The 24,798-nt window shown below is 64.9% G+C and carries 22 protein-coding genes, 1 tRNA gene and 1 riboswitch; of the genes, 12 read left to right on the top strand and 11 right to left on the bottom strand.

Translation table 11 applies throughout. The features are described 5' to 3' along the window. Positions 1-10: 10 nt before the first annotated feature. Positions 11-84 (bottom strand) — tRNA-Gly (locus AB4074_RS18375). A gap of 237 nt (positions 85-321) precedes the next feature. On the opposite strand from AB4074_RS18375, the gene AB4074_RS18370 reads away from it, so the two are divergent. Beyond that, positions 322-768 carry an SRPBCC family protein gene (locus AB4074_RS18370; RefSeq protein ID WP_236818717.1) on the top strand — a complete coding sequence of 149 codons (447 nt, stop codon included), beginning with the start codon at positions 322-324 and terminating at the stop codon, positions 766-768. A gap of 61 nt (positions 769-829) precedes the next feature. Here AB4074_RS18370 and AB4074_RS18365 read toward each other — a convergent pair whose 3' ends face one another. Further along, a complete protein-coding gene (locus AB4074_RS18365; RefSeq protein ID WP_441414672.1) occupies positions 830-2,611 on the bottom strand; it encodes a CAP domain-containing protein in 1,782 nt (593 codons plus the stop codon). A gap of 133 nt (positions 2,612-2,744) precedes the next feature. Here AB4074_RS18365 and dcd point away from each other — a divergent pair, with 133 nt between their 5' ends. Continuing rightward, positions 2,745-3,320 (top strand): dCTP deaminase, encoded by a 576-nt coding sequence (dcd, locus tag AB4074_RS18360; protein WP_236813334.1) that lies wholly within the window; start codon positions 2,745-2,747, stop codon positions 3,318-3,320. Positions 3,321-3,374: 54 nt separating this feature from the next. On the opposite strand, the gene AB4074_RS18355 is transcribed toward dcd, so the two are convergent. The 7 genes from AB4074_RS18355 to AB4074_RS18325 all read right to left on the bottom strand — a co-directional run bounded on the left by AB4074_RS18355 (position 3,375) and on the right by AB4074_RS18325 (position 11,293). Next, a complete protein-coding gene (locus AB4074_RS18355; RefSeq protein ID WP_441414671.1) occupies positions 3,375-4,316 on the bottom strand; it encodes an endonuclease domain-containing protein in 942 nt (313 codons plus the stop codon). A 127-nt stretch (positions 4,317-4,443) separates the two neighbouring features. Further along, positions 4,444-5,649: a cation:proton antiporter gene (locus tag AB4074_RS18350; protein ID WP_441414670.1), complete on the bottom strand. Its 1,206-nt coding sequence runs from the start codon at positions 5,647-5,649 to the stop codon at positions 4,444-4,446. A gap of 5 nt (positions 5,650-5,654) precedes the next feature. Beyond that, positions 5,655-6,137, bottom strand: a complete 483-nt coding sequence (locus tag AB4074_RS18345) for a cation:proton antiporter regulatory subunit (protein WP_059389838.1) — start codon at positions 6,135-6,137, stop codon at positions 5,655-5,657. A gap of 77 nt (positions 6,138-6,214) precedes the next feature. Next, positions 6,215-7,000, bottom strand: a complete 786-nt coding sequence (locus tag AB4074_RS18340) for a glucosamine-6-phosphate deaminase (RefSeq protein ID WP_441414669.1) — start codon at positions 6,998-7,000, stop codon at positions 6,215-6,217. Positions 7,001-7,050: 50 nt separating this feature from the next. After that, complete coding sequence (locus AB4074_RS18335; RefSeq protein ID WP_441414668.1) at positions 7,051-8,574, bottom strand: glycoside hydrolase family 3 protein; 1,524 nt, start codon at positions 8,572-8,574, stop codon at positions 7,051-7,053. A gap of 64 nt (positions 8,575-8,638) precedes the next feature. Further along, positions 8,639-9,805 (bottom strand): ROK family transcriptional regulator, encoded by a 1,167-nt coding sequence (locus AB4074_RS18330; RefSeq protein WP_441414667.1) that lies wholly within the window; start codon positions 9,803-9,805, stop codon positions 8,639-8,641. Between the two features lie 84 nt (positions 9,806-9,889). Further along, positions 9,890-11,293: an MFS transporter gene (locus tag AB4074_RS18325; protein ID WP_441414666.1), complete on the bottom strand. Its 1,404-nt coding sequence runs from the start codon at positions 11,291-11,293 to the stop codon at positions 9,890-9,892. Between the two features lie 86 nt (positions 11,294-11,379). On the opposite strand from AB4074_RS18325, the gene AB4074_RS18320 reads away from it, so the two are divergent. The 6 genes from AB4074_RS18320 to mnhG are packed head-to-tail and all read left to right on the top strand — an operon-like array spanning position 11,380 to position 17,793. Continuing rightward, complete coding sequence (locus AB4074_RS18320) at positions 11,380-14,472, top strand: Na+/H+ antiporter subunit A (RefSeq protein WP_441414665.1); 3,093 nt, start codon at positions 11,380-11,382, stop codon at positions 14,470-14,472. Further along, entirely contained in the window at positions 14,469-14,924 is a 456-nt protein-coding gene (locus AB4074_RS18315) for a Na(+)/H(+) antiporter subunit C (RefSeq protein ID WP_236813318.1), read from the top strand. The genes AB4074_RS18320 and AB4074_RS18315 overlap by 4 nt, the downstream gene beginning before the upstream one ends. Then, positions 14,921-16,495: a Na+/H+ antiporter subunit D gene (locus tag AB4074_RS18310; RefSeq protein WP_441414664.1), complete on the top strand. Its 1,575-nt coding sequence runs from the start codon at positions 14,921-14,923 to the stop codon at positions 16,493-16,495. Before AB4074_RS18315 ends, AB4074_RS18310 begins: the two co-directional genes overlap by 4 nt. Next, a complete protein-coding gene (locus AB4074_RS18305) occupies positions 16,492-17,058 on the top strand; it encodes a Na+/H+ antiporter subunit E (protein ID WP_441414663.1) in 567 nt (188 codons plus the stop codon). Before AB4074_RS18310 ends, AB4074_RS18305 begins: the two co-directional genes overlap by 4 nt. After that, positions 17,055-17,333 carry a monovalent cation/H+ antiporter complex subunit F gene (locus AB4074_RS18300; protein ID WP_078107371.1) on the top strand — a complete coding sequence of 93 codons (279 nt, stop codon included), beginning with the start codon at positions 17,055-17,057 and terminating at the stop codon, positions 17,331-17,333. The genes AB4074_RS18305 and AB4074_RS18300 overlap by 4 nt, the downstream gene beginning before the upstream one ends. Then, positions 17,323-17,793: a monovalent cation/H(+) antiporter subunit G gene (gene mnhG, locus AB4074_RS18295; protein ID WP_441414662.1), complete on the top strand. Its 471-nt coding sequence runs from the start codon at positions 17,323-17,325 to the stop codon at positions 17,791-17,793. Before AB4074_RS18300 ends, mnhG begins: the two co-directional genes overlap by 11 nt. On the opposite strand, the gene AB4074_RS18290 is transcribed toward mnhG, so the two are convergent. After that, the gene (locus tag AB4074_RS18290; protein WP_306963155.1) at positions 17,790-18,050 is read right to left on the bottom strand and encodes a DUF4235 domain-containing protein; all 261 of its coding nucleotides are present in this window, start codon (positions 18,048-18,050) and stop codon (positions 17,790-17,792) included. The two genes, mnhG and AB4074_RS18290, sit on opposite strands and share 4 nt — an antisense overlap. Before the next feature lie 51 nt (positions 18,051-18,101). Then, a complete protein-coding gene (locus AB4074_RS18285) occupies positions 18,102-18,848 on the bottom strand; it encodes an NUDIX hydrolase (protein WP_441414661.1) in 747 nt (248 codons plus the stop codon). 212 nt (positions 18,849-19,060) lie between these two features. Further along, a riboswitch (TPP riboswitch) is annotated at positions 19,061-19,197 on the top strand. A gap of 74 nt (positions 19,198-19,271) precedes the next feature. Here AB4074_RS18285 and AB4074_RS18280 point away from each other — a divergent pair. The 4 genes from AB4074_RS18280 to AB4074_RS18265 all read left to right on the top strand — a co-directional run bounded on the left by AB4074_RS18280 (position 19,272) and on the right by AB4074_RS18265 (position 23,949). Continuing rightward, on the top strand, positions 19,272-19,901 hold the full coding sequence (locus AB4074_RS18280) for an ECF transporter S component (RefSeq protein WP_441414660.1): 630 nt from the start codon (positions 19,272-19,274) through the stop codon (positions 19,899-19,901). Further along, on the top strand, positions 19,901-21,517 hold the full coding sequence (locus AB4074_RS18275) for an ABC transporter ATP-binding protein (RefSeq protein ID WP_441414659.1): 1,617 nt from the start codon (positions 19,901-19,903) through the stop codon (positions 21,515-21,517). Before AB4074_RS18280 ends, AB4074_RS18275 begins: the two co-directional genes overlap by 1 nt. Further along, on the top strand, positions 21,514-22,320 hold the full coding sequence (locus tag AB4074_RS18270) for an energy-coupling factor transporter transmembrane component T family protein (RefSeq protein ID WP_441414658.1): 807 nt from the start codon (positions 21,514-21,516) through the stop codon (positions 22,318-22,320). The genes AB4074_RS18275 and AB4074_RS18270 overlap by 4 nt, the downstream gene beginning before the upstream one ends. Before the next feature lie 105 nt (positions 22,321-22,425). After that, positions 22,426-23,949, top strand: a complete 1,524-nt coding sequence (locus AB4074_RS18265) for a UDP-N-acetylglucosamine 1-carboxyvinyltransferase (RefSeq protein ID WP_345448475.1) — start codon at positions 22,426-22,428, stop codon at positions 23,947-23,949. Positions 23,950-24,798 lie beyond the last annotated feature (849 nt).

Below are 24,798 nucleotides of genomic sequence, written 5' to 3'. Positions count from 1 at the left end.
CGGTCAAAACTGGAGCGGGCGACGGGAATCGAACCCGCGTATCGAGCTTGGGAAGCTAGCGCTCTACCATTGAGCTACGCCCGCAATACTCCGCAAACCAGCCGGAGCAGATCCCAGCTTAGCGCAGATGGCGCGCTGATCCAGACACAGACTCACCGGTATCACGGTCTCATCAAATTCCCTACGGAGCTCGTAAAGATTCGGTTAAGGCTCGACGTGGGTGTGTTGCGCTGCGCCGCGCCTGACTATTCTGTAGCAGTTAGCTGCTGCGTCATGGGGAACCCGGCTATGTCTATGAGCCGTACGCCGAAAGAGGATTCCGTGGCATTTGCAGAGCATGAAGTACTCATTGGTCGCGATGCCATGACTGTCTATCAATTCCTGGTGGACGGACTCAACAATCCGCTGTGGCGCAGCGGTATCCGCAGCATTTCGCTCCGTTCGGGACACGCCGGCGAAAAAGGCGCCGTTTACCAGCAGACTTTGGCGGGCCCGGGCGGGCGGCCGATCGCGGCTGACTTCCAAATCACTGAAGCCAGGCCAGGCGCCGAAGTGCGTTTCGCCGTCGTCGCCGGTCCTGCGCGGCCCACAGGCGGCTACTACCTCAGCACCGAGGGGCCCAATACCCGCCTGCGCTTCGCCCTGGAGTACCACCCCAAGGGCCTGCAGAAACTCATGAACAGCATGATCCAGAAGACCATGGAAGATGAAGTGGTCCAGTTGGAGCAGCTCAAGTCGGTCATCGAGGAGCAAACCCCGGAGGCATAGTCCCCACCGCCTCCCTCGCCTCGCTCCGCTCGCCCAGGGAACCCTGGCGGCGTGGGCCCAGCTACTGCGCCAGCTTGAGTCCGCCTAAACCGGTTATCGGAGTGCTCGGAGTCGTGAGGCGTCCGCCGGTCAGGTCCCAATACTCGATCGTTCCATTGCTCAGCAGGCCCGCGATTCCGGCGGTGTTGAGGCCAGTGACACCCTTGAGCGAGCGCAATCCGGAGTAGTCGGTCCAGGCGGTTCCGACCACTAGATGTGCCTCTGCCCTCGGCGCGGTGAGCCCGGAGCCGCGGTAGAGTCGCAGGTTCCCGTTTGCTTCCATCGCCAGCAGGTCCTGGAAGCCGTCGGCGTCGTAGTCCACCACGCTCAGCCGGATCGCGCTGACGCCCGAGCCCACTTGGGTCCGTCCGACCAGGGCGGTGAGCCCCAGGTTCCGGTACAGGTAGAGCGCGCCGCTGGAATCAGTGGCGAGGATTTGCGGGAGCCGGTTGTTGCCGCACCAAATGCCCACGGCCATGGTCATCGACTGCCAGCCCGATCCGCCTAACGTCACTGGCGCTTTGAATCCTCCGCTCACCGCTCCGGGGTAGAGCAGAAGCCTGCCGTCCAGCATTTGGACCAAGACGTCGATCACACCGTCGCGGTCCCAATCGGTGGTCATCACTTCTTTCGCCCCTGCGAAACCGGATCCGACCGTCCGGGCGGGACCGAACGTGCCGTTGCCGAGTGCCGGGTAGTCCCTCAAGTTGCCGGAGGGGTCGACGGCGACCAGGTCACCGGAGCTGCGGATGGCTGCGGCGCTGAGGTCCAGCGTGGGCGGCTGGTGCTTCGCGATGGGGTCGCAGACTGTCGGGGGCGGAAGCTGGGGAGGGGCTGTGCCGGCGCCCGGGCTGTTGACTGTGCCGGCGGGGAGCGTCGTATAGCCGAAGAGATTGACCACGCCCCACATCGTGTAGCTATTGGGGGTGGTCAGGTAGTTGCCGTTGGTGAACGTGATACCAACGCCGATCACGTTGAAACGGGGGTCACGCAGCAGCGCATCGTGGGCGGGTGAGCTCTTCCACCATTCGACAAGCTGGGCGGCATTCCGATCCCAGCGGACCGCGATGATCTCGCCTGCCCCGTTGTTGGGGTTCAAGGCCCTGGGGTCGGTCCAGAAGTTGCTGCGGTGTTCAATCACTTGGCGGCTGGCGATGTTGTTGGACCAGTCCTGCGAAAGAGTGGACACCGTGGGGTTGTACTTCACCGGATTCAAGCCAAGCGACGTCCTGTAGGCATTGATGGCGTTGAACACGGCCAGCACCTGGGCGGAATTATCGTCATTGACCAATGCCTGCGTCGAGACCAGGGGCACAGCTGCGGGTGAGGACTTCGTCGGGGCTGGGGCCGGCTGTGTGGCGTCCCCTGCCGCGGTTCCGGGGAGCGGGTCCGGGCCGGATGCCGGCGGGATGGAGGGCAGCGGGGGAGGGCCGGCCACTGCCTGGGGTGAGGTGCCGTTGCCGGGCTCGATGACGGGGATCCCCTGCGCAGGGGAGGTCGCCGCTGGGACGGTTGAGGCGGTGCCCGCGCCAGCCGCGGCTGCAGCAGGGGCGGCTGCTGGTGGTGCGGGAGTGGCTGTTGGTGACCCCGGCGCGGGTGCGGCCTGCGGAAGGCTGGATCCCGACGGCGGTGCGGACGCCGTCGTCGTACTTTCAGCGCCTGCGGTGGTGTTTGAGGTGGGAGGCGCGGCAGCGGCGGCAGTTCCCGCGAGCGAAACCGGAACGGCGAGCGGGCCAGAGGCAGGGGCCGTCACCGTGAGAAGGCAGGCCACCAGCACGGCAACGGGCACCGCAATTCGTCTCAATGTTTCCCCAGATTCGCGTCGTGCCACCGTTCCCAAACACAACAGCGGTAACGGTAGTCTATGTGGTGCACTATAGTCCCATGCGCCACTCCGGCACCACGGGGTGCGCGATGCATACGGTACTTTTGATCCTGTGCTGATCTCTGACCGCGACATACGTGCCGAAATCGACTCCCGACGTATCGTCCTGGAGCCCTACGACCCCGCGATGGTTCAGCCGTCCTCGGTGGATGTGAGGATTGACCGTTTCTTCCGGCTGTTCGACAACCACAAATACGCACACATCGACCCCTCCGAGGAACAGCCTGAGCTGACCCGGCTGGTTGAGGTCGAGGGCGACGAGCCTTTCATCCTGCACCCGGGCGAGTTCGTGCTCGGTTCAACATACGAAACCGTGAGCCTGCCGGACGACGTCGCCGCACGACTGGAAGGAAAGTCTTCGCTGGGCCGCCTCGGCTTGTTGACGCACTCCACGGCCGGCTTCATTGATCCCGGGTTCTCGGGCCATGTGACGCTTGAACTCTCCAACGTTGCGACGCTGCCCATCAAGTTGTGGCCCGGCATGAAGATCGGCCAGTTGTGCTTCTTCCGACTCTCGTCGGCCGCCGAACATCCCTATGGTTCCGGCGGTTACGGCAACCGTTACCAAGGCCAGCGCGGCCCTACCGCCAGCCGCAGCCACCTGAATTTCCACCGGACGGCTGTTTAGCCCTTGCCGAGAGGTGAGATCTCGCCTCTTTGAAGGTACGAAAAGGCCGAGATCTCACGCCTCGCTGACCCACCCTGCGCAGGCCAGGGCGCCTCGCACGCGGTGTACGACGCCGTCGAACCCGCAAGCTTTCACGTGCCGTGCCGTAATGGTCACCGAGGTCCAGCCGATCGCTGCGATGGATTCGTCACGGCGAATGTCCGATTCCTTTTGCTCGGCTGTCAGGTGGTGGCCGCCGTCGTAGTTGATGGCTACTTTGTACCGGGGGAAGGCCAAGTCCGGCCACGCCAACTCCCAGCCGGTTGAATCCTGAACAACAAAGCGCAATACAGGTTCGGGCAATCCCCGCCGGCCGATGGCAAGACGGAGCTTGGTTTCCGGCACGGAGTCGGCTCCAACCCTCGCGAGTTCCAGCGCCAGCAGGGCGTTCCTGCGTCCACGGATGCCAGGGTTTCCCTCCACCTGCGAACGCAAATCCTCAAGGGAACAAAGCGCGGCTCGGTTGTGGCCGAAACTGCGGGACTGACTGCAGATGAAGTGGTCTGCAGCGGCCACGAGATCGTCGTGGGGCAGCAATGCCGCCAAATCGAGCCACGTCCGGGCAGGACTCGTCACGGGGACTCCGTCAATGGTCTGACGGTCGGCGGCCCTCAAAGCTACCCTGCGCCCGGCGACCCCTTTCCGAACTGGCCGGTTCCCGCCGTCCCACCGCAGCAAGTGCACCAACGGCTGGCGTTCGAGGTCAAAAGGGAGGGGACAACGCCACAGGATTGCCGCCGTCGGGCCGCAACAGACTGTTCCCGGTGAGATGCCGGTCAGCAGGCGTCCGGTGTGGGCAAGTTCCTGGGCGGCGCCCCACGGAACACGGACTCCGCGGCTGGCCACGCGAAGATCCTTGTTCCAGGCCCGGTTATCCGAAACCCCGGCAGCGCGTTGCTCGGAGAGCGTGAACGAGCGGCCCCTGAGGGTTTCAGGAAGAGGTCCAGGACTGCGCATGCACCAATTCTTGGCACAGCGTAGGCGCCCGTAGCCGGTTATCCACAGTGGGGAGGAGTAGTGACGGTCCGCTTACGGATCGAGGCGTGAGATCTCGGCTCTTTGAACGCACGAAAAGGACGAGATCTCACGCCTCGAAGGACGCAATCGGCTCGGATGCCTTCGGTTTGCGCGGGGACTTGCGGAAGGCCTTGACCGTCGGTTCCACGAAACGGGCCGCGAGCGGTCCGGTGATGGCCATGAGCAGCACATACGCGGTGGCGAGGGCGGCAAGCTCGCGCGGTACGACTCCCGAGGTCACGGCCAGGCCCGCAATGACAATGGAGAATTCGCCGCGCGCAATCAAGGCGGCTCCCGCGCGGAAACGGCCAGGAACGGCGATCCCGGCCCGTTTTGCCGCCCAGAATCCGGTCAGCACCTTGGTCACGGCTGTCGCAAGAGCAAGGAGCAGCGCCCAGCCCAGCACTGGCGGGATGCTGGACGGGTCCGTGTTGAGACCGAAGGCTACGAAGAAGATCGCCGCGAAGAGATCCCGCAGCGGTTCAAGGATCCGCGTCGCGTTGTGGGCCGTTGCCCCCGAAATGGCAATGCCCAGCATGAACGCGCCCACGGCCGCGGAGACCTGGAGGGCGGACGCGATGCCGGCCACCAGAAGTGCGGCCCCGAGGAGGTTGAGCAGGAAGACTTCGGAGTTTTCGCTGTGCACGGCCTGGGATACCCGATGGCCGTGCTTGAGGGCCACCACCAGCACGAGGGTGACGACGGCCAAGGCAATGCCCACCGTCTGGAGCCCGCCCAGGAAGCCCACGCCTGCAAGGATCGCCGTCAGGATCGGAAGGTAGATGGCCATGGTGAGGTCTTCGAAAACCAAGATGGCCAGCACCACTGGCGTTTCACGGTTACCGATCCGGCCGAGGTCCGTGATCACCTTCGCGGCGATGCCGGAGGAAGAAATATAGGTGACGCCGCCCATGACGATCGCGCCCACGAGTCCCCAGCCGAGCCACACGGCGATGCCCGCACCCGGTAAGAAGTTCAACACCAGGTCCAACACGCCGGCTTGCCAGGAGCGCCGCAGTCCGGTGACGAGTTCCGCGGCCGTATATTCCAAACCGAGCATCAACAGGAGCAGGATGACGCCGATTTCGCCGGAAAGATGGGCGAACTCGTGCATGCCATCCAGTTTGATCAGTCCGCCCGCTCCGAACGCCAGTCCCCCTACCAGATAGAGCGGAATGGGGGACATGCCGATCCTGCCGGCCAAGCGCGCCAAGAGGCCGAGACAGAAAACGACTGCGCCCAGCTCTATGAGGGTCAGGGCCAGGGGGTCCATGGACGTCAGCCGTTGCGCAGAATGGCAGCCGCAGAGTCAAGACCTTCCTGCGTACCGACAGCCACCAGCAGATCACCCGTGTGAAGGACGACGTCGGGCGCCGGTGAGGGAACCACTTCGCCTTCGCGCATGATCGCCACGATCGAGACACCACTGCGGGTGCGGATCTGGGCTTTGCCCATGGGCTGGTTGTTGAAAGGGGAGTCCGCGGTGATGGAGAACTGCCGCGTGACAATGCCGGGGATTTCCTTGTGGGCTTCGGCCAAACGCATCGCGATGTGCTGCCCGCCCAGCAGGTTGCCCAGTGCGGCGGCCTCGTCTGCGGTCAACGGGATGGATGCCTGGCAGGTATCGGGATCGTCCCATGTGGAGACGAAAAGCTCGGTCTCACCCTCCCGCATCTCGACAACACCGATCCGGCGTCCCGAGGCCGTGATGAAATCCTTGCGGACCCCGAGGCCTGGAAGTTCTGTCTCATCCACGTTCATAAGTCCACCCTAGCCCTCTTGAAGGGGCGGCGGAATGATGCCACTCGCAGCCGCCGCGCAAAGCGGTCCGCGACTTTCTAGGGGGTCAAAGCCAGGCCGCGCGAGGCGTCGTCGTAGTATTCGCGGTTCGCCAATCCGGCGGCGGCCGCCTCGTCCAGAACCACCACAGCGTCGGCATGCCATTGCAGGATCGAACCCGGGCACGACGCCGTCAGCGGCCCCTCGACGGCGGCAGCGACCGCGGCGGCCTTCGCGGTGCCGGTGGCGATGAGCACCAGCCGGCGCGCATCCAGCACGGTCCCCAATCCCTGGGTGATGCAGTGGGTAGGGACATCGCCGTCGTGGTCGAAGAACCGGGCGTTGTCCCGCCTCGTGCGGGCCGTCAGCCTCTTCAGCCGCGTCCGGGAGGACAAAGAGGATCCGGGCTCATTGAATCCCACATGGCCGTTGGCGCCAATGCCCAGGATCTGCACATCGACGCCGCCGGCGGCACCGATTGCGGCGTCGTAGGCAGCAGCTCCCGCTTCGAGCTCGGCCTGGGTGGTGCCGGTTCCGTCAGGGACATTCAGCCCGGCCAAGGGAAGCCCGATGACCTCGCAGACCTCGCGGATCAGGACCTCGCCGTAGGACTGGACATGTCCAGTCGGAAGGCCCACGTATTCGTCCAAGGCGAATCCCTTGGCGGCCGAGAAATCCACGCGACCAGCGGCCGCCGCGGCTGCGAGCTCCGCGTACAGTCCCAGCGGCGACGAACCGGTGGCCAAGCCGAGCACTGGTCCCCTGCCCGCAGGAAGTCCCGAGAGGACGGCGTGTGCGGCAGCCGAAGCGGCCGATTCCGGAGTGGGCGTGACGATGACTTCCATGGCAACTTTCTGTCGATGGGTGGTGCGCGGGCGCAAGCAGCTTGCGGCAGTCAGGCTTTGGCGCTTCCGTTCAGCAGCGCCGTCAAGGCTTGGGAGACGGTGAGGGACGCGCCATAGGTGACGATGTCCGCTCCGCCGCGCGGCCAGCCGCACTCGACAGCGATCACCGCGTGCCCCTCCGCCCTCAAACGGGCGAAGACGGTCCATAGCGGGTGCTCGGCATCCAGGCCGCGCCCGACGACGGCGACCCGGGCGCCGTCGGGCACCTCGCCTTCGCGGACCACTGCCGAAGTCGTGGCAGCGGGGCCCCACGCCACGCGGCCGACCGCGAAATTGGATCCGGTTTCAACCTGCACGATCGCCACGGGTTCCTCCCGTGCAAGCCACCTTTGGGCGGCTTCGGAGACCTCGAAGGCCTCGGCGATGCGCTCCCCGTCAAGCGCCTCCGGGTCGGCAGGCACGCCGGCAGGCTGCGGCTGGCCCGGCAGGCCGAGCTGGCCCCTGATGGCGGCCTCGTGGATTTCCGCAGCACCCGCAGCGGGGAAACGCGAGGACAATGCCGCCGTGCGGGCAACAGCGTCCGCGAGGCGCTCCATGGGCAAGCGCCCCTCTTCAACGGCATCGGCGATCGCGGTGAGCGTTTGTTCGAAGAGGGCGGGTCCCGTTTCCGAGCCAAGGCAGAGCAGGTCTGCCCCGGCCATCAGTGCACCGACGGCTGCTTCCGGAATGCCAGTCTGGGCCGACGCGCCGGCCATGTCCAGGGCATCCGTGATGATGACACCGTCGAATCCCATGTCGCGGCGCAGCAGGTCCTGCAGGATGCGCGAGGAGAAGGTGGCGGGGTGGTCCGGGTCCAGGGCTTCGACCAGGATGTGGCTGGTCATGACCGTGGCTCCGCGAGCGGCGACGAGCGCACGGAACGGGACAAGTTCGCGGGCATCCAGCGTTGCGGCGTCGGCCGTGACCCGAGGGAGCGCCAGGTGGGAGTCCATGGTCGTGTCACCGTGGCCCGGGAAGTGTTTGGCGCAGGATGCCACACCGGCGTCTTCGAGGCCGCGGATCCAGGCAGCGGTGTGCCTGGCCACCAGATCCGGTTCGGCCCCGAAGCTGCGCACGCCGATCACGGGATTGTCCGGAGCGGAATTGACGTCTGCATCGGGGGCCAGGTTCAAGTTGATGCCCAGGCCTGCGAGTTCGTGGCCGATGGCGCTGGCGCTGGCAGCGGTCAGTTCGACGTCGTCCAAACGTCCGAGCACCGCATTCCCGGGCTCCGTTGATCCCGTGAGGTAGTGCAGCCTCGTGACGTCCCCGCCCTCTTCATCGACGGCGATGAGCGTGTTCGGGGAATGGGCACGGAGCCCGGCGCAGAGCTCGCGCAACTGCACGGGGGACGCCACGTTGGTGCCGTAGAGGCACACAGCCGCCAGCCCGGCGTCGTACGCTTCAAGGATCCAGACGGGGACGGCGATGCCGGTGAATCCGGGCATGAGGGTGCCTGCCGCGAAGCGGCGGAGGTGGGCGCGGGCGGGCCCGGTGGCAAGGAACTGAGTAGCGGGTGACTGAATCGTGTCCATGTCCGGCTCCTTCGAAGGGATGCTTGGCTGGTAGTCAGGGCTGGAAACGGCGCGGACGCGGCACTCAGGCCACACCAAGCTGGTCCCACAGGACCATCACGGCGGCTCCGCGCAGGACAATGTCCTGTGCGTTTGCCGCGAGACGGACGGACACCGGTGAAGGGTCCTGGTGCAAGAGCCGCTCAAGCAAGGTCTGCTGGACGGCGTAGAGAAGGGGGCCTTCCAAAAGCTCCCGGGGTCCGCTGAGGACCACTTCGCCCAAATCGAGGGCTCCAACCACGGGCGCGAGGGCGATGGCGAGCCGCTCCCCTGCTTCCCGGAGTACGACGCCGGCCGCGGCGTCCGGTTCGAAGCTCGCCGCCGCTTCGGCCAAGGCCCGTTCGAGGCTGGGGACGGACATCCAGGTTTCGAGGCAGCCCGTTTTACCGCACTTGCACACGGTTCCGCCGTCGGTGCCGACCGTGACGTGGCCGATTTCGCCCGCCGCGGAGTGGGCGCCCCGCGCCCGCGTGCCGCCCACGATGAGGCCCGAACCGACACCGCGGCCGATTTTCACGAGGACCATGTCGTCACTGCCGCCGCCGAAGGTGTGGTCCGCGTGGACTGCGGCGTCGGCGTCGTTGGAAACGAGGGTCGGCAGGCCGGTGTGCTCCTGCAGGAGATCGCGCAGAGCGACGTCCTTCCAGTCGAAGTTGGGGGCCGTGGTGACCACGCCCTCCGCGTTGACGATACCGGGGGTCCCGACGCCGATCCCGAGCAGTGTAGCGGTGGCTCGGTCGACGGCCTCCGACGCGAGTTCGAGGACCTGGTTGACGACGTCCCGGCCGGTTTCCGAAGCAATGGTGCGCTCGAACCGTTCGAGGATGTTTCCGTCAAGGTCGAGGACGGCGGCACGTAGCACGGAATTTTCGGCTAAATCCATGCCGATCACCTGGAGGCCCCGGCGGTTGATGTCCACCAGAATGGCCGGCTTCCCGGGGCGGACTTCATCGGAGTGCCCCAGCTCCACGACGTGGCCGCGTTCCAGGAGGTCCGAGACGAGGTCCGATACCGTGACGCGCGTCAGGCCCAAGGTCCGGGACAGATCCGCGCGGCTCATCGCTCCAGCCGAGTGGAGCGTCTGGCGCACCAAGGAGAGGTTGTGGGCGCGCCCGTCGGAGGGCAGGGTTGCTGCGCCGGTTCGATCGGTGCGCTGACGGTCGGTGCGCGGGCGGTCACGAAGGGCTTCCATGTCAGTTAGTAAACTCTACTAACAATTAAAGATCAAGGGTTTTCGGCAGATTGTGTGGAATCAAGGCACCCGCGAGCCCCACCCTCAGCACAGCGGAACGGTGGCGATTTCCGTCTTGTTGGGTGACTTGACGGGCAGGATCAACAGCAGGCCGGCCAGGAGCACCACCATGATGCCCAGGATTCCCCAGCGTTGGGCCGCGCCCGGGGCCACAAGAGGGGTCGCCAGGGTGATGCACAGGGTGAAGAGCGCCGGTGCCAGGAAGCTCACGGCCCGGCCGGTGGTGGCGTAGAGCCCGAACAGCTCGCCGGATTCGCCGTCCGGCGCCAGCCTCGCGAGGTAGGCGCGGGAGGAAGCCTGCGCTGGTCCCACGAAGAGGCAGAGGAATAACCCGAACACCCAGAACGTGGTGCTGCCTGCCCAATGGGCTCCGAAGAACACGTAGTCGCCGTTGCCGAGAACCAGGATCGCGGTGCCGGCTACCAGGAGTCCTAGAAGGGAGATGACGATGACGGCCTTGGGCCCGATCCTGTCGTCCAGGAATCCGCCGATCATGGCGCCGACGGCGGCCACTACGTTGCCGAAAATCGCGAAGAAGATGACTTGTTTGAGCTCGAAGCCAAAGGTCCCGGCAGCAATGACCCCGCCGAAGGTGAAGACCGCCGCAAGGCCGTCGCGGAAGATGGCGCTCGCGAGCAGGAAATAGATGGTGTGCGGGCTGGTTCGATAGATGGCCTTGATCCTGCGGACCAGCAAACCGTAGGAGGCAAGGAACCCGAGACGGGATTCCGGTTTCTTGACGGAGAGTTCCGGAACCGCGAAAAGGACCGGTAGCGCGAAGATGAAGAACCAGAGTGCGGAGAAGACAGCCACGAGCCTGATATTCAGGCTGTCCTGGGTGGAGGCCCCGAACCACTCGAAGGACGGTTGGACGAATAGCTGCAGCACCACGAGCAGCGCGATAATTCCGCCCAAGTATCCCATCCCCCAGCCGAAGCCGCTCACTTTGCCGATATTGGCGGGGGTGGAGATCTGGGCCAGCATGGCGTTGTAATTGACGCCCGCGAACTCGAAAAACACATTGCCGAGCGCGATCAATGAGACGCCCAGGAGCAGGAACTCCGGCTTGGGGAAGACAAAGAAGCACGAGCCAGTCAGGACGGCCACGAGCACGGTGTTGACTCCGAGCCACAGTTTCCGGCGGCCTCCCGAGTCGGAACGCTGACCGGTGACAGGCGCGAGGATCGCAATCGCGACGCCGGCAATCGCCAGCGCGGCACCCAACGTCGCCGACGCGGAGTCTTCGCCGCCAAACGCCTTGGACGTCAGGTAGACGGTGAACACGAAGGTGGTCATGACGGCATTGAATGCCGCGGAACCCCAGTCCCAGGACGCCCACGCAAGGATCTGGCCTTTGTTCGACAGGGCGGGCCCTGAAGCAAGTTCGGATGCCGGGTGCGGGGCCTCAGGCGCAGTTGCCATGTTCATGCTTGATAAACTACCTGCACCGAACCCAACGTTTGACCGCCTGCTCCAACTTTTGACAACTCATTCCTGACTTTGCGGAGATTCCAGTGATCACAGTCCTTGCCGTGACCTTTGCAGCGGCAACTGTGGCGCCCTGGATCTTCCGGAAACTTCAGCGGAATGCCTTCTACGTCCTTGCGGCGGTTCCCGCCCTCGCCTTTGTCTGGCTGCTCCTGCAGTACGACCGGATCTATCCCGGAAAAGGCGGGGACCCCACCGGCGGCTTCATTGAAGAAACCCTCCCGTGGATTCCGAACCTCAAGCTTGAATTCGCCTTCCGCATGGACGTCCTGGCGTGGGTGATGTCCCTGCTGGTCCTGGGGGTCGGCGCGCTGGTCCTGGTCTATTGCGCCCGGTACTTCAAGAACAAGGATGCCGACCTAGGCGGGTTCGGAGCGCAACTTCTTGCCTTCGCCGGGGCGATGTTCGGCCTGGTGACGGCCGACGACCTGCTGATGATGTTCATCTTCTGGGAACTCACCACCGTCCTGTCCTATCTGCTGATCGGCTATGCGCGCACCCGCCTTTCCGCACGGCGCTCGGCTTTGCAGGCCCTCATGGTCACCACCGCTGGCGGCCTGGCCATGCTCGTCGGCCTCATCATTCTGGGCCAAGTGGCCGGAACATACCGGATATCGGCGATCATGACTGAAGCGGCCGCCCTCGTCACGGGAACCGCACAAGGTGCGGTTGCTGCCGCCGTCGTACTCATCTTGGTAGGTGCGATTACCAAATCGGCGCTGGTCCCTTTCCACTTCTGGCTCCCGGGTGCCATGGCCGCCCCCACCCCGGTGAGCGCCTACCTGCATGCAGCGGCCATGGTGAAGGCCGGGATCTACATCGTCGCCCGAATGGCGCCCGGGTTCAGCGAAAGCCCGTACTGGTTGCCGCTGGTGCTCGGGCTCGGCCTGGCAACGATGCTGGTGGGCGGCTACCGGGCGCTCCGGCAGACTGACATCAAGCTCATCCTCGCCTATGGAACCGTCAGCCAGCTCGGGTTCCTCACCATGGTGGTGGGCCTCGGCCGGCCCGACGCCGCGCTGGCAGGACTCGCGCTGTTGCTGGCACACGGTCTGTTCAAGGCCGCGTTGTTCCTGGTGGTGGGCATCATCGACCACCAATCCGGCACGCGCGATATCCGCAAGCTCTCGGGGGTGTACAAGTCCTCCAGGGCGCTCGCCATCGTGGCGGGCATCGCCGCCGCGTCCATGGCCGGCATACCGCCGCTGGCAGGTTTCGTGGCCAAGGAATCCGTGTTCGAAGCGTTCGTCCACTACGGCACAGATCACTCGGGTACTGCCCCTGCTTCCCAACCGTGGGGGCTGGTCCTCCTAGTCGGCTTGGTCCTGGGGTCCATCCTCACGTTCGCTTACAGCGCCCGCTTTATGTGGGGTGCGTTCGCCACCAAGCCGGGCGTGGACCGGACGCCGTTCAAGGCCATCCAGCCATCGTTCCTGGCCGCGCCCGCCATCTTGAGCTTCCTCACCATCGTGTACGGCCTGTGGCCGGATCCCGTGGACGGGTGGATCCAGCCGTATGCCGCGCTCTTTGTAGAACCCGCTGCCGGAACAAACGCAGCCGGACCAACCGGAGCCGGGGCCAGCCACCTTGCGCTGTGGCACGGACTGACGCCCGCCTTGGGACTGACCGCCGTGACGTTCGCGGCCGGCGTCGTGATGTTCTATGCCCGGAACCTCGTGGCGCGGGCGCAGAGTCGTATCCCGGACTGGGTGGACGGCGATCGCGCCTACCAGCGCACCATCGGGGCCTTGGACGACGTCGCCGTCTGGGTCACGGGGCGCACGCAGCGCGGTTCCCTCTACTTCTACCTGGCGGTTATTCTCACCGTGGCGTTCGCCGTTCCGCTCACGGCACTTATCGTGGCCAACAAGCCCCTCCCGGGCGGTCTCTTTTTGGTCGACCCGAATTCTCCGCTCCAGCTCATCGCCGCGGCAGGAATCGTGGTTGGCGCGCTGGCCGCCGTCCGTGCCAATAAGCGCTTCCTCGCAGTGCTGATGGTGTCTGTCACGGGCTACGGCATCGCGCTCATGTTCGCGTTGCAGGGAGCCCCGGACCTCGCCTTGACGCAAATGCTCGTGGAGACCATCATCCTCGTGGCCTTCGTGCTGGCCATGCGCAGCCTCCCTCCGGAGCTCCGGGACCGCACCGGCGGCAAATACCGGGTGGTTCGCGTCATTATCGGTGTGGCGTTCGCCGTCACCATGATCTTCGTGGCGATCTACGCGATGGGCGCACGCATCGCCGAGCCCGTGTCGCTCTCGTTCCCCCGGCTGGCCTATGAAGGCGGCGGCGGACTCAACGTAGTCAACGTGACGCTGGTGGACATCCGGGCCTGGGACACCTTCGGTGAGATCTCGGTACTGGCAGTCGCCGCTACCGGCGTCGCGAGCTTGATCTTTGTCCGCGGCAGGGGTGAGCGCCTCAACAAGGCCGCCACGATTCCCGAGGGCATTGTCGGAAGGCGCGCCACGGCCGGGGGCAGTTCGCGCGACGACGCCTCGCTGGCACTCGTCCGCAAGTTCGCGGGCTCCCTGACGGACCCTTGGCTCGTGGCCGGCCGAACCCTTGCTCCGGAACGGCGTTCCATCATCTTCGAAGTGGTTACGCGGCTTATTTTCCACTCGATGATCGTTTTCTCCGTGTACCTCTTGCTGGCGGGACACAATCTTCCGGGAGGCGGCTTCGCCGGCGGACTCACTGCCGGGCTCGCCCTGACCATCCGCTACTTGGCCGGCGGACGGTTCGAGTTGCGGGAAGCCGCACCGATCAGCGCCGGCATGCTGCTGGGAACAGGTCTTGCGACGGCGGCCGCGGCGGGCTTCGTCCCTCTGCTGCTGGGCGGCCAAGTGTTCCAAAGTGCCATCATCGGGTTCTGGCTACCGCTGTTCGGTGACATCAAGTTCGTGACCTCGACGGTCTTCGACATCGGCGTGTACCTCGTGGTCGTAGGGCTGGCCTTGGACGTGCTGCGCAGCTTGGGAGCCGAGATCGACGAACACTTCGAAGAGACCGTTGGCGGAGACGCTCGGGGTTCCGGGGAAGCCCGGTCCGAAGCCGCCACCGCCACCGCAACTGCGGCAACCACCGCAACTATTGCGCCAGGGAAGGGGACCCCATGAGCGTCAACTTGACCTTGTTGATCGTCATGGGAGTGCTCTATGCCTGCGGAATTTATTTAATCCTGGAACGCAGCCTGACGCGCGTTCTCCTGGGGCTTATGCTCCTGGCCAACGCAACCAACCTGTTGATCCTCGCCACGGGCGGATATGCCGGGCTGGCCCCGCTGTTCAACAAATCGACGGATCCTCGCGACTACAACGATCCTTTGCCACAAGCCTTGATCCTGACGTCGATCGTGATTTCCTTCGCGGTGACGGCATTCATGCTCGGCATCATCTACCGGACCTGGGCGTTGGCACGTCAAGACGACATCCAGGACGACGCCGAAGACCGACGTGTGGCGAAGACACCCAGCTTTGACGCCGAAGACGACTCCGTGGTTCCTGAGGAAACGTCCGAATTCCCGGTTACGGCAGTAACCGAAGCAGCCAAGGAAGGGGGCCCCCAGTGAACATCGCCAGCCTGGCGCCGCTCGCCGTCGTACTTCCCATCCTCGGTGCCGCCCTGACGTTCGCCCTGAACAGGAATCCGCGGGCCCAACGCGCGGTCAGCATCGGTTTATTGTCCCTGACCTTGCTCCTGGAATGCTGGCTCCTTGCCTCGGTATGGACCACGGGCACAGCCTCCGTCACTCTGGGTGGCTGGCAGCCGCCGTTTGGCGTGGTGATGGTGGTGGACCAGTTCTCCTCGCTCATGTTGGTGGTTTCCTCCGTCATCAGCCTCGCGGTGCTCATCTACGCCACCGGCCAGGGCATGGCCGACGGCGACCGCGAGGCGCCGGTGTCGATCTTCCACCCGACTTACTTGATCCTGGTAGCCGGAGTCTCGAACGCTTTCCTGACAGGTGACCTCTTCAACCTGTACGTGGGCTTCGAAATCCTGCTGACGGCAAGCTATGTGCTCATGACGCTGGGCGGCACCGGTCCGCGCATCCGCGCCGGGGTCACGTACGTGGTGGTTTCCGTCGTGTCTTCTGTGCTGTTCCTGATCGCTATTGCGATGATCTACGGAGCCACCGGGACCATCACCATGGCGGATCTCGCCGTCAAGCTGGCCGGATTGGATCCAGGCACCAGGAACCTGCTCCACGTCATGCTGCTCGTGGCCTTCGGCATCAAGGCTGCTGTGTTCCCGCTGTCCTTCTGGCTGCCCGACTCGTACCCGACCGCACCGGCACCGGTCACTGCCGTGTTCGCCGGCCTGCTCACCAAAGTGGGCGTGTACGCAATGGTCCGCACGGAGACCCTGCTCTTCCCGGGCGACACCTTGAATACCCCGTTGATGGTGGTAGCGCTCCTCACCATGCTGGTGGGCATTCTCGGCGCCATAGCCCAGAGTGACATCAAACGATTACTCTCCTTCACCCTGGTCAGCCACATCGGCTACATGGTGTTCGGGCTGGCCATGTCTTCCGTTGCGGGGCTTGCTGCTGCGGTGTTCTATGTGGCCCACCACATCACGGTCCAAACGAGCCTGTTCCTGGTGACGGGCTTGATCGAGCGCCGCGGTGGCAGCTCGTCTATGGACAGGCTGGGTGGGCTTGCCAAGCTGTCTCCGCTCCTCTCGCTCTTGTTCTTCATTCCAGCCATGAACCTCGCGGGAATCCCGCCCTTCTCAGGGTTCCTGGGGAAGCTCGGACTCCTGCAGGCAGGCATCGCCCTCGGGACACCCCTGGCCATTACCTTGGTGGTGGGCGGCGTGGTCACGAGCCTCTTGACATTGCTGGCAATTGCCCGGGTCTGGAACCGCGCATTCTGGCGGAAGCCCGAGGACGCGGAATACCCGGCCGCCGCCCTCAAGGACACGGCAGCAGTCGGCCTGCTTCCGCGGACCATGGTGGGGCCAACTGCCGCGCTGGTGGTCTTTGGCGTGGCGCTGACGGTCTTCGCCGGCCCGCTGTTCCAATTGGCCGGAAACTCCGCGGAACAGATGCTGGACCGTACGGCGTACATCCATTCCGTGCTCGGCGGGAATGCCAAGGTTCCGGAGATCGCTGCGCCGGTGCAGGGAGGTGGCAAGTGAGCCGCAAGCGGATTTCGTTCCGCACCGAGTTGCCCCTGCTGGTCTGGCTGGTGGTCGTCTGGGGTGCGCTTTGGCGGGACTTCAGCCCCGGCAACTTGGTGTTTGGTGCGCTGATCGCGGTGGTGGTAGCCAGGGTCTTCTACTTGCCTCCAGTGGAGCTCAGCGGTCGATTCCACGTGTTGCGCGCCATTCCTTTCGCCGCAGTGTTCCTTGGCAAAGTGGTGGCCGCGAGTTTCCAGGTCATGTACTTGGCGGTCTTCCGCGGGCCTTCGGTAACCAACGCCGTGGTCGCTGTTCCCCTGCGCAGCCATTCCGACCTCATGGTGACTGCCACCGGGCACGTGATTTCCCTGATTCCGGGTTCCTTGGTGGTGGAGGTGGATCGCTCCACGTCCACGCTCTATATCCACGGGCTCAATGTCCGCAACGATGTGGACACCGCCAAGCTGCGCAAGGAAGTCCAGGATACGGAGGCCTCGCTGATCCGGATCATGGGTACCCGCGCGGAAATGGACGCACTCCAGGCCGAAGGCTGGCCTGCAACGACGGGAGATCGCTCATGAAAGACATCGTGCTGATCGTCACGGCGGTGATTCTTAGCCTCGCGGCGGCAGGCGCGATCTATAGGATCGCCGTCGGGCCTTCCCTGCTGGACCGGGTGCTCGCCTCAGACGTGCTTCTCGCCATACTGGGCGCCGCGCTGGCCATCGACATGGCCGTCAACAGACACCTCAACAACTTGGTGCTGCTCGTCGCGCTGACGCTGATCGGGTTCGTTGGCTCGGTGACGGTGGCGCGCTTCGTGGCCGACCGAAGGGGACAGGTCAATGACTCCTAATGCCACCGGAGTTGACGGCGTGATCGATGCCGTCACCGCAGTGTTGCTGATTGTTGGTGCGCTCATGTCATTGGGCGCGGCAATCGGCCTGTTGCGTTTCCCGGACCTGATGAGCCGCATGCACGCAGCTACCAAGCCGCAAGTGCTGGGGTTGTTCCTTGTTTTGGCGGCCATCGGGCTGCAGATGCGCGAATGGTGGGTTTGGCCGATCCTGGCAGTCGCCTGGATCTTCCAACTGCTGACCGTGCCCGTGTCCGCACACATGGTGGGCCGCGCAGGCTACCGGACCAAGCACCTCCACCGCGAGTTGCTGAGCATAGACGAACTTGAGGCCGTGGTGCTCCGGGCTGCCGGTCAGCGGGCAGCGGAGAAAGCGCAGGAAACGGGACCGGCAATGCCCCACACCGGGAACGGCGGGAGCTCAGCCGCGAACGGCCGGGACGGCGGGCCGTCAGCCTAGACGATGTCCTGCGTCTTCGAGAAACGCGAGATGGCACGCTGGGTACTGCGGCTTGCGAAAACCTGGATGACTGCGCTGACGGTCGCCGAAATCAGTGCGAAGGTCAGTGCCGAGCGCAGGCTTGCCTCCATGTCGTCGTGACCCTTGGGAGGCTTCTTGCCGGTGGACTTTTCCCACAACGCATTGACGATCTTGGTGCCGACAAAGCCTGCGCCGATGCTGACGCCAGTGCCGAGCAGCTTGATGAGGAGGTTCATTCCGGGACTCCTTGCGGGAGGAAACAGGACCGTCCCCAGCCTAACCCCACTTCAGGGCAGTTCCGGAGCAACGGTTGGGGATTGGCGCCTCAGCCGGAAGAACTCCTCCAAAGCTCCAGGCTTTGGACGGACGGGCACGATGTCACGGTCCTCGGCCAGTATCGCTTCCACCGTGCCGAGAGCGAGGAGCTCATCCAGCAGCGCCAGCGTGGGCGGCATGAGCTTGAGGGTTCCGGCGGCTTCGGCATCCAGGATTCCGCGGACCGGCATCCACAAGGACGATGACGCTTCCGTGGTTTGGTGCCTTGGCTCGGCACCGGAAAGCGGGCAGGCAAGGTAGAAGTATGTGTCGAAGCGCTTGGGCTGGTCTGCCGGGGTGACCCAGTTGGCCCACGGGCGGAGGGTGGCGGCGTCGAGCTTCAGCCCGGCCTCTTCGAACACCTCGCGCTGTGCAGCCGCCAGCACCCGGCCGGCGTTGAACCGGGCCGAAGCGGGCTCGACGGCGATGCTGCTCCGGCGCCAGGCGTTGGCGTGCCGCTCGACGACGTCGTCCTCGAAGTCCCAGCCGGAGCTGTCCGCCTGGTCCACTCGCCCCCCGGGGAAGACGACCATGCCCGCGGCGAAATCCATCGTGGTCACGCGGTGCTGCACGAACACCTCCAGGCCGCGCCCGGCATCCGCCGGAACCTCCGGGTCTGACTGAACCGTGTGAACGGGGGCCTCGCGGACCAGGATCACGCTCGCGGCGAGCCTAGGTTCGGCCACCGTGGTGCTGTTCGCTTCGCCAATGCCTGCCAAGACCGCTCCTTTGCCCGCGCTGCGTCACATTCTGCTGGATCATTCTCCCAGCTTCTGCGCCCGCCCGCGCCAATCCGCGCCGGCCAGGGCTCGCCCGGCGAATGATCCAGCAGAATCCGTCGTCCCACATGTTTGTGACCGTTCCGCGTAGGCCAGCACAGCGCCCGCAACCCCGCCAAGGTGTAAACTGAACCACGCCCAAAAGGGTGGATTGATAACGACAGGGGAGCGCCGCCGTCGGGCTCGCAGCAATGCGGCACGGATGACGGGCGCTGAGAGTGCGGACAGCCGCAGACCCTCGAACCTGATCCGGCTAGTACCGGCGCAAGGGAGTCGAGTTCTCATAGTGTCCGGACCGGGGCGGCGGAAACCGCTCGCAGGCAACCGGAAACACTTTCCCCTCCTGTTCCTCAGGAGGACAAAATGACTGGTATTTCTGCAAGGCCGGGCCTCACCAAGCCTGGTTACAGCTGGCGCGTCGTGGACATCGTCGTGGCGGCACTGATCTCGATCGCCGGTGGCGTGATCTTCTGGGCATGGGACCAGATGGCTCTGGTTGCTACGCCGATGTCCGCCGGCTACCCGCCGCTGAGCGGCCTGATCGCCGGCGGCTGGATGATCCCGGCAGTCCTGGGCATGCTCATCGTCCGCAAGCCCGGTGCGGCAATTTTCTGCGAGACGGTGGCCGCCACCAGCGAGCTCATCATGGGTTCGCAGTACGGCACCACGGTCCTGATCTCGGGCCTGCTCCAGGGTCTCGGCGCGGAACTCATCTTCCTGGCCTTCATGTACAAGAAGTTCAACCTGCCGGTGTCCCTGCTGGCAGGTGCCGGCGCGGGCCTGTTCTGCGGTTTGAACGACTCCTTCCTGCCGTGGGGCTGGAACATCGCCTACGAACCGGTCGACAAGCTCGCGTACATCGTGTTCTGCACGATCTCCGGTGCCGTCATTGCCGGAGCCCTGTCCTGGATCGCGACCCGCGGCCTGGCCAAGACCGGTGTCCTGAGCGCGTTCGCGTCCCGCAAGGCCGCCTCGGAGCCCGTCTTTTCCTGATGCCCAGTCCTGATTCCGGCACCCCTGCTGTGGTGCGACCCGCCGCCATTTCCGCGCAAGGCTGGGGCTGGCGGCACGCTGGCCGCACCACGCAGGCCATCCACGCCCTGGACCTGGATATTCGTCCAGGGGAGCGTGTGCTCCTGCTCGGCCCCTCGGGCGCGGGCAAGTCGACGCTCCTGCATGCCTTGGCGGGCGTGTTGGGCGAGGAAGGTGACGACGCCGACGAGACGGGCTCGCTGCTCGTGGACGGCGTTTCGCCGAAGGCCCAGCGGGGCCGTGCCGGACTCATGCAACAGGACCCCGAAACCCAGGTGGTGCTTTCCCGGCTGGGCGATGACGTCGCGTTCGGTGCCGAGAACCTTTGCGTGCCACGGGAAGAGATCTGGAAACGCGTCCATGAAGCGCTCGACGACGTCGGGCTCCTGCGTAGTGCCGGTGGCAGTGCCAGCGGCAACTTCGCGCTCGACCACCCGACGTCGGCCCTCTCGGGTGGGCAGAAGCAACGCCTTGCACTGGCCGGCATCCTGGCGATGCGGCCCGGCTTGATCCTCCTGGACGAGCCGACCGCCAACCTTGACCCGGCCGGCGTTTTGGAAGTGCGCGATGCCGTGGGCCGCTGCCTGGACAAGACCGGCGCTACCTTGGTGGTGGTGGAACACCGGGTCTCCGTCTGGAAAGACCTCGTGGACCGGATCGTGGTGCTGCAGCCGGGCAGCTCCTCCTCCACGGAAGGGTCGACGCCGGCGGTGCTCCTGGACGGCGATCCGGACACCGTGTTGGTGCAAGCAAGGGACATGCTCATTGCTGCGGGCGTGTGGGTGCCCGGGTACGTGCCGGCCACCCGGCCACGTTCGGGAACAGGTTCCGGAGCAGGGGCCGGCCCCGGCAACGCTGGAGGGCTGCTGCTCGCCACGCAGGAGCTCGCGGTGTCCCGCGAACGGCCACGGCGCCGCGGGTTCAAAACGATCCCGCCCCTTCCTGTGCAGTCCGGACTTGACGCCGAAGTGCTCGCCGGGCAGGCCCTGACCATCACCGGTCCCAACGGCGCCGGAAAATCGACCTTCGCGTTGACCCTCGCGGGCTTGTTGGCGCCGGTGTCCGGCATGGTGACTGCCGCCGTCGGGCTCAGCGACGGGGCCGGCACCGACCCGTTCAAGTGGAAGGCCCAGCAGCTGATCTCCCGCATCGGGACCGTGTTCCAAGAGCCTGAACATCAGTTCGTGACCGGCCGCGTGCTCGACGAGCTCCTGTTCGGCCCCAAGCACCTTGGCCATGGCGAGGAACGGGTGGACGAGTTGTTGGAACGGCTGCGCCTGGGGCATTTGGTGGACGCCAATCCGTACACGCTCTCCGGGGGCGAAAAGCGCCGGCTGTCCGTGGCGACGGTGCTCGCCGCCCACCCCCGGGTCCTGGTGCTGGACGAACCCACCTTCGGCCAGGACGCGAACACTTGGGCCGAGCTTGCGTCGTTCCTGTCCGAACTGCTCGACGCCGGCACCTCCGTGGTGTCCGTGACCCACGACCAGGAGTTCAGCTCCGTCCTGGGCGGGACCGAAATTCGGCTCGAGCATGCGTTCCAAGGCGGGGCCCGGCAGGAAGCGGGTGCGGCATGAGGGAAACCCTGACCCTGCGAGGCAACAATGCACTCCTGACACGCGCGAATCCGCTGGCCAAGTTCGTGTCGGTCTTCCTGATCACGCTGGTGTTGGCGCTGTCCATCGACCTGGTGTCAGCTTCGACGGCGCTCATCGGCGAACTGGCGTTGTTCCCCCTCGCGGGGCTCACCGTGCGCTTGCTGTGGCAGCGCGGCTGGCCCCTGATTATCGCGGCCGCGCTTGGAGGCTGGAGCACCGCGATCCTGTCGGCGGACAGCGGAAGGATACTGCTCGACGTCGGGATCTGGTCTATCAGCGAAGGCTCGCTTCAGCTAGGACTCGGGTTCATGCTGCGCGGCCTTGCCATAGCGTTGCCGGCCATTCTCCTGATGAGCTGCACCGACCCCACCGACCTCGCCGATTCCCTGGCGCAGAAGGCGAAACTGCCGCACCGTTTTGTCCTGGGCACCTTGGCGGCGCTGAGGCTCGTGGGACTCATGGCGGAGGAGTGGCAGACCATCGGCATGGCACGGCGCGCACGGGGTGTCGGCTCGCACGGGAGCCCGCCGCAACGCTTCAAGGCCATGCTCGGCCAAAGCTTCGGGCTACTAGTCCAGGCGATCCGACGGGCGTCCCGCTTGGCCGTGACCATGGAGGCGCGCGGCTTCGGCGGTGGACGGCGGACCTGGGCGCGCGAATCCACCTACAGTCGCCTGGACGTCTGGGTTCTCGCTGGCGGACTGCTCATCGCAGCCGCGGCGGTGCTCGCTGCCCAGTGGGCAGGGACGTGGCACTTCGTCTGGCTGAAGCAGCCCAACTAGTCCCCACCGCCGTGAATATCGCACGAGACGACTATTCTGCGACAAAATCGGCGAGTTGCTTCACGAAACCTCCGATTGATAGACCATCCGTGATATTTATTGGTTATGACGCAACCGACTGCCGAACATGTAGGTCTCCTTCTTCGCGACGCCCGCGGCGAAAAGGGCTGGACACAAGGACAGCTCGCTTCGGAACTGGGCACCAGCCAAAGCGCCATTGCCCGCATGGAACAGGGCAAGCAGAACCTCAGCCTCCGCATGATCGAGCGCCTTGAGTCGATCTTCGGACGAACCATCGTCAAAGTCGGCAAACGGCAGATGACCCACCTGCGTGTGGAGGGCGGCCGCACGCTCTCCGGCTCGGTGGACGTCAACAGCAGCAAGAATGCCGGCGTCGCACTGCTTTGCGCGAGCCTCATCAATCGCGGCACCACTATCTTGCGTCGGCTTGCCCGGATCGAAGAAGTCAACCGGATCGTCGAGGTTTTGACCTCAATTGGTGTCGAGTGCACCTGGCTGAACGGCAACGATCTTCGCATCCGCCGCCCGGAGACCCTGGACCTTGCCTCCATGGACGTGGAGGCGGCGCGCCGCACCCGCAGCGTCATCATGCTGCTGGGCCCCCTCTTGGATGAGGCGGCCTCGTATCAGCTGCCCTACGCCGGCGGTTGCGATCTCGGGACTCGAACCGTGGAACCGCACATGCAGGCGTTGCGGCAGTTCGGGCTCTCGGTGGAGGCCAAGTCCGGCTTCTATTCCGTGCAGGCTCCACCGGCCGACGGCGAGCACCGCACCTTTGTCCTCACGGAGCGCGGCGACACCGTGACGGAGAACGCCATCATGGCCGCCGCACACCGCAGCGGTACTACCGTGATCCGCAATGCCAGCCCCAACTACATGGTTCAGGACCTCTGTTTCTACCTGCAGGGGCTCGGCGTGGTGATCGACGGCATCGGGACAACCACCCTGAAGATCACGGGCCGCCCGGCGATCGACGTCGACATTGAGTACTTCCCGTCGGAAGACCCGATCGAGGCCATGAGCCTCATCACCGCGGGCATCGTGACCAACTCGGAAGTCACCATTTGCAGGGTCCCCATCGAGTTCATGGAGATCGAACTGGCCACGCTTGAGCAGATGGGCCAGCAGCTCGACATCTCCGGGGAGTACTTTGCCCGCAACGGACGGACTCGCCTGGTGGATGTCACTACCAAGCCATCACGGTTGCGCGCCCCGGAAGACAAGATCCATCCGATGCCGTTCCCGGGGCTAAACATCGACAACTTGCCGTTCTTCGCGGTCATCGCCGGCAATGCCGAGGGCCAGACCATGATCCACGACTGGGTATACGAGAACCGGGCGATCTACTTGACCGAGCTCAACAAGCTCGGCGCCCAGGTCCAACTCCTCGATCCGCACCGCATCTACGTCAATGGCCCCACCAAGTGGCGTGGTGCGGAAGTCGGATGCCCTCCGGCACTCCGACCCGCAGCTTGCCTGCTGTTGGCGATGCTGGCGGCCCGCGGCACGTCTGAGTTGCGCAACATCTACGTGATTGAGCGCGGATACGAGGACCTGGCCGAGCGGCTCAACACCATCGGCGCCAAGATCGAGTACTTCCAGGACTGACCGCGTCGGATTTAGAACGATTCGGACTTCCGGCGGAACATTGCCTTCTGACTCAAACTGCAGACGGGCGCTGATCTCGGGCACGGATTCGGACAGGCCGTCGGCCTTGGCCAGAAGCCTTCTGGCGTTTCCGTAGTAGTCGGCAGAGATCTCACTTTCGATCATGGCCTGCGGGATGCCGAACTGCTGCATGGCCGACTGCGCAATGGAAATAGCATCCGCGTCCGGCAAACAGGTCAGAGCGTGAATGACGGTGTCTTCTACGGATGCCATGGGGACGGCATTCTCCGGAGAGCGGCGAAGCCCGCCATGCCGGACGAAGCCGCTGCCCCGGCAATGCCGTGTAGCCAGATGCAAGCGCATGGGCTTGTCTTTGATCCACAGGCCGTAGCGTAAAGCTGCACTCGCGCACGTGATATGCCCATTGTTGAGGATCGCCGTGAGGTATTCCGGATCCGCCGACGGGAGGGCCCACACGCCCTTTCGTGGTTGGTGAGCCCCGGCGGAAGCCAACTTGTGGATTGCTGAGGGCGTATAGCCGTTGGCGCGAAGTAGACCTACCCGGGCGACGCCGCCAACTGAGGAGAGGAAATCCAGGGCATCCATGGATCCAGCTATCCATGGAATTGCAGCTGACGCCCCACGGAATGTGCCGTATGTGGATGAGTTGGCCGACATTCTGCTGGATCACCTGGGAGTGGCGAAAGTTGTCAAGCTGTGTGGAGTCACTGGGCTGGTTTTTGGGGTGTTTTGGTCTGGGGGAGGTTGATCCCGGCGTGTGTGGCGGGGGCCGGTGTGGTGGGTCGTTGGCGGAATCTTCCTCGGTGTCGTTCGTAGTAGTCCTGGTGG

The organism is Arthrobacter sp. 2MCAF14 (assembly GCF_052115645.1).
In the GTDB taxonomy this organism is placed as follows: domain Bacteria; phylum Actinomycetota; class Actinomycetes; order Actinomycetales; family Micrococcaceae; genus Arthrobacter.
This window is presented reverse-complemented; position numbering and strand designations above follow the sequence as displayed.

Excerpts from the sequence above, each read along its gene's own strand:
- AB4074_RS18355 (WP_441414671.1), bottom strand. The coding sequence starts at position 4,316 with ATGCGCAGTCCTGGACCTCTTCCTGAAACCCTCAGGGGCCGCTCGTTC.
- AB4074_RS18350 (WP_441414670.1), bottom strand. The coding sequence starts at position 5,649 with ATGGACCCCCTGGCCCTGACCCTCATAGAGCTGGGCGCAGTCGTTTTC.
- AB4074_RS18345 (WP_059389838.1), bottom strand. The coding sequence starts at position 6,137 with ATGAACGTGGATGAGACAGAACTTCCAGGCCTCGGGGTCCGCAAGGAT.
- AB4074_RS18340 (WP_441414669.1), bottom strand. The coding sequence starts at position 7,000 with ATGGAAGTCATCGTCACGCCCACTCCGGAATCGGCCGCTTCGGCTGCC.
- AB4074_RS18335 (WP_441414668.1), bottom strand. The coding sequence starts at position 8,574 with ATGGACACGATTCAGTCACCCGCTACTCAGTTCCTTGCCACCGGGCCC.
- AB4074_RS18330 (WP_441414667.1), bottom strand. The coding sequence starts at position 9,805 with ATGGAAGCCCTTCGTGACCGCCCGCGCACCGACCGTCAGCGCACCGAT.
- AB4074_RS18325 (WP_441414666.1), bottom strand. The coding sequence starts at position 11,293 with ATGAACATGGCAACTGCGCCTGAGGCCCCGCACCCGGCATCCGAACTT.
- AB4074_RS18315 (WP_236813318.1), top strand. The coding sequence starts at position 14,469 with ATGAGCGTCAACTTGACCTTGTTGATCGTCATGGGAGTGCTCTATGCC.
- AB4074_RS18300 (WP_078107371.1), top strand. The coding sequence starts at position 17,055 with ATGAAAGACATCGTGCTGATCGTCACGGCGGTGATTCTTAGCCTCGCG.
- mnhG (WP_441414662.1), top strand. The coding sequence starts at position 17,323 with ATGACTCCTAATGCCACCGGAGTTGACGGCGTGATCGATGCCGTCACC.
- AB4074_RS18290 (WP_306963155.1), bottom strand. The coding sequence starts at position 18,050 with ATGAACCTCCTCATCAAGCTGCTCGGCACTGGCGTCAGCATCGGCGCA.
- AB4074_RS18280 (WP_441414660.1), top strand. The coding sequence starts at position 19,272 with ATGACTGGTATTTCTGCAAGGCCGGGCCTCACCAAGCCTGGTTACAGC.
- AB4074_RS18275 (WP_441414659.1), top strand. The coding sequence starts at position 19,901 with ATGCCCAGTCCTGATTCCGGCACCCCTGCTGTGGTGCGACCCGCCGCC.
- AB4074_RS18270 (WP_441414658.1), top strand. The coding sequence starts at position 21,514 with ATGAGGGAAACCCTGACCCTGCGAGGCAACAATGCACTCCTGACACGC.
- AB4074_RS18265 (WP_345448475.1), top strand. The coding sequence starts at position 22,426 with ATGACGCAACCGACTGCCGAACATGTAGGTCTCCTTCTTCGCGACGCC.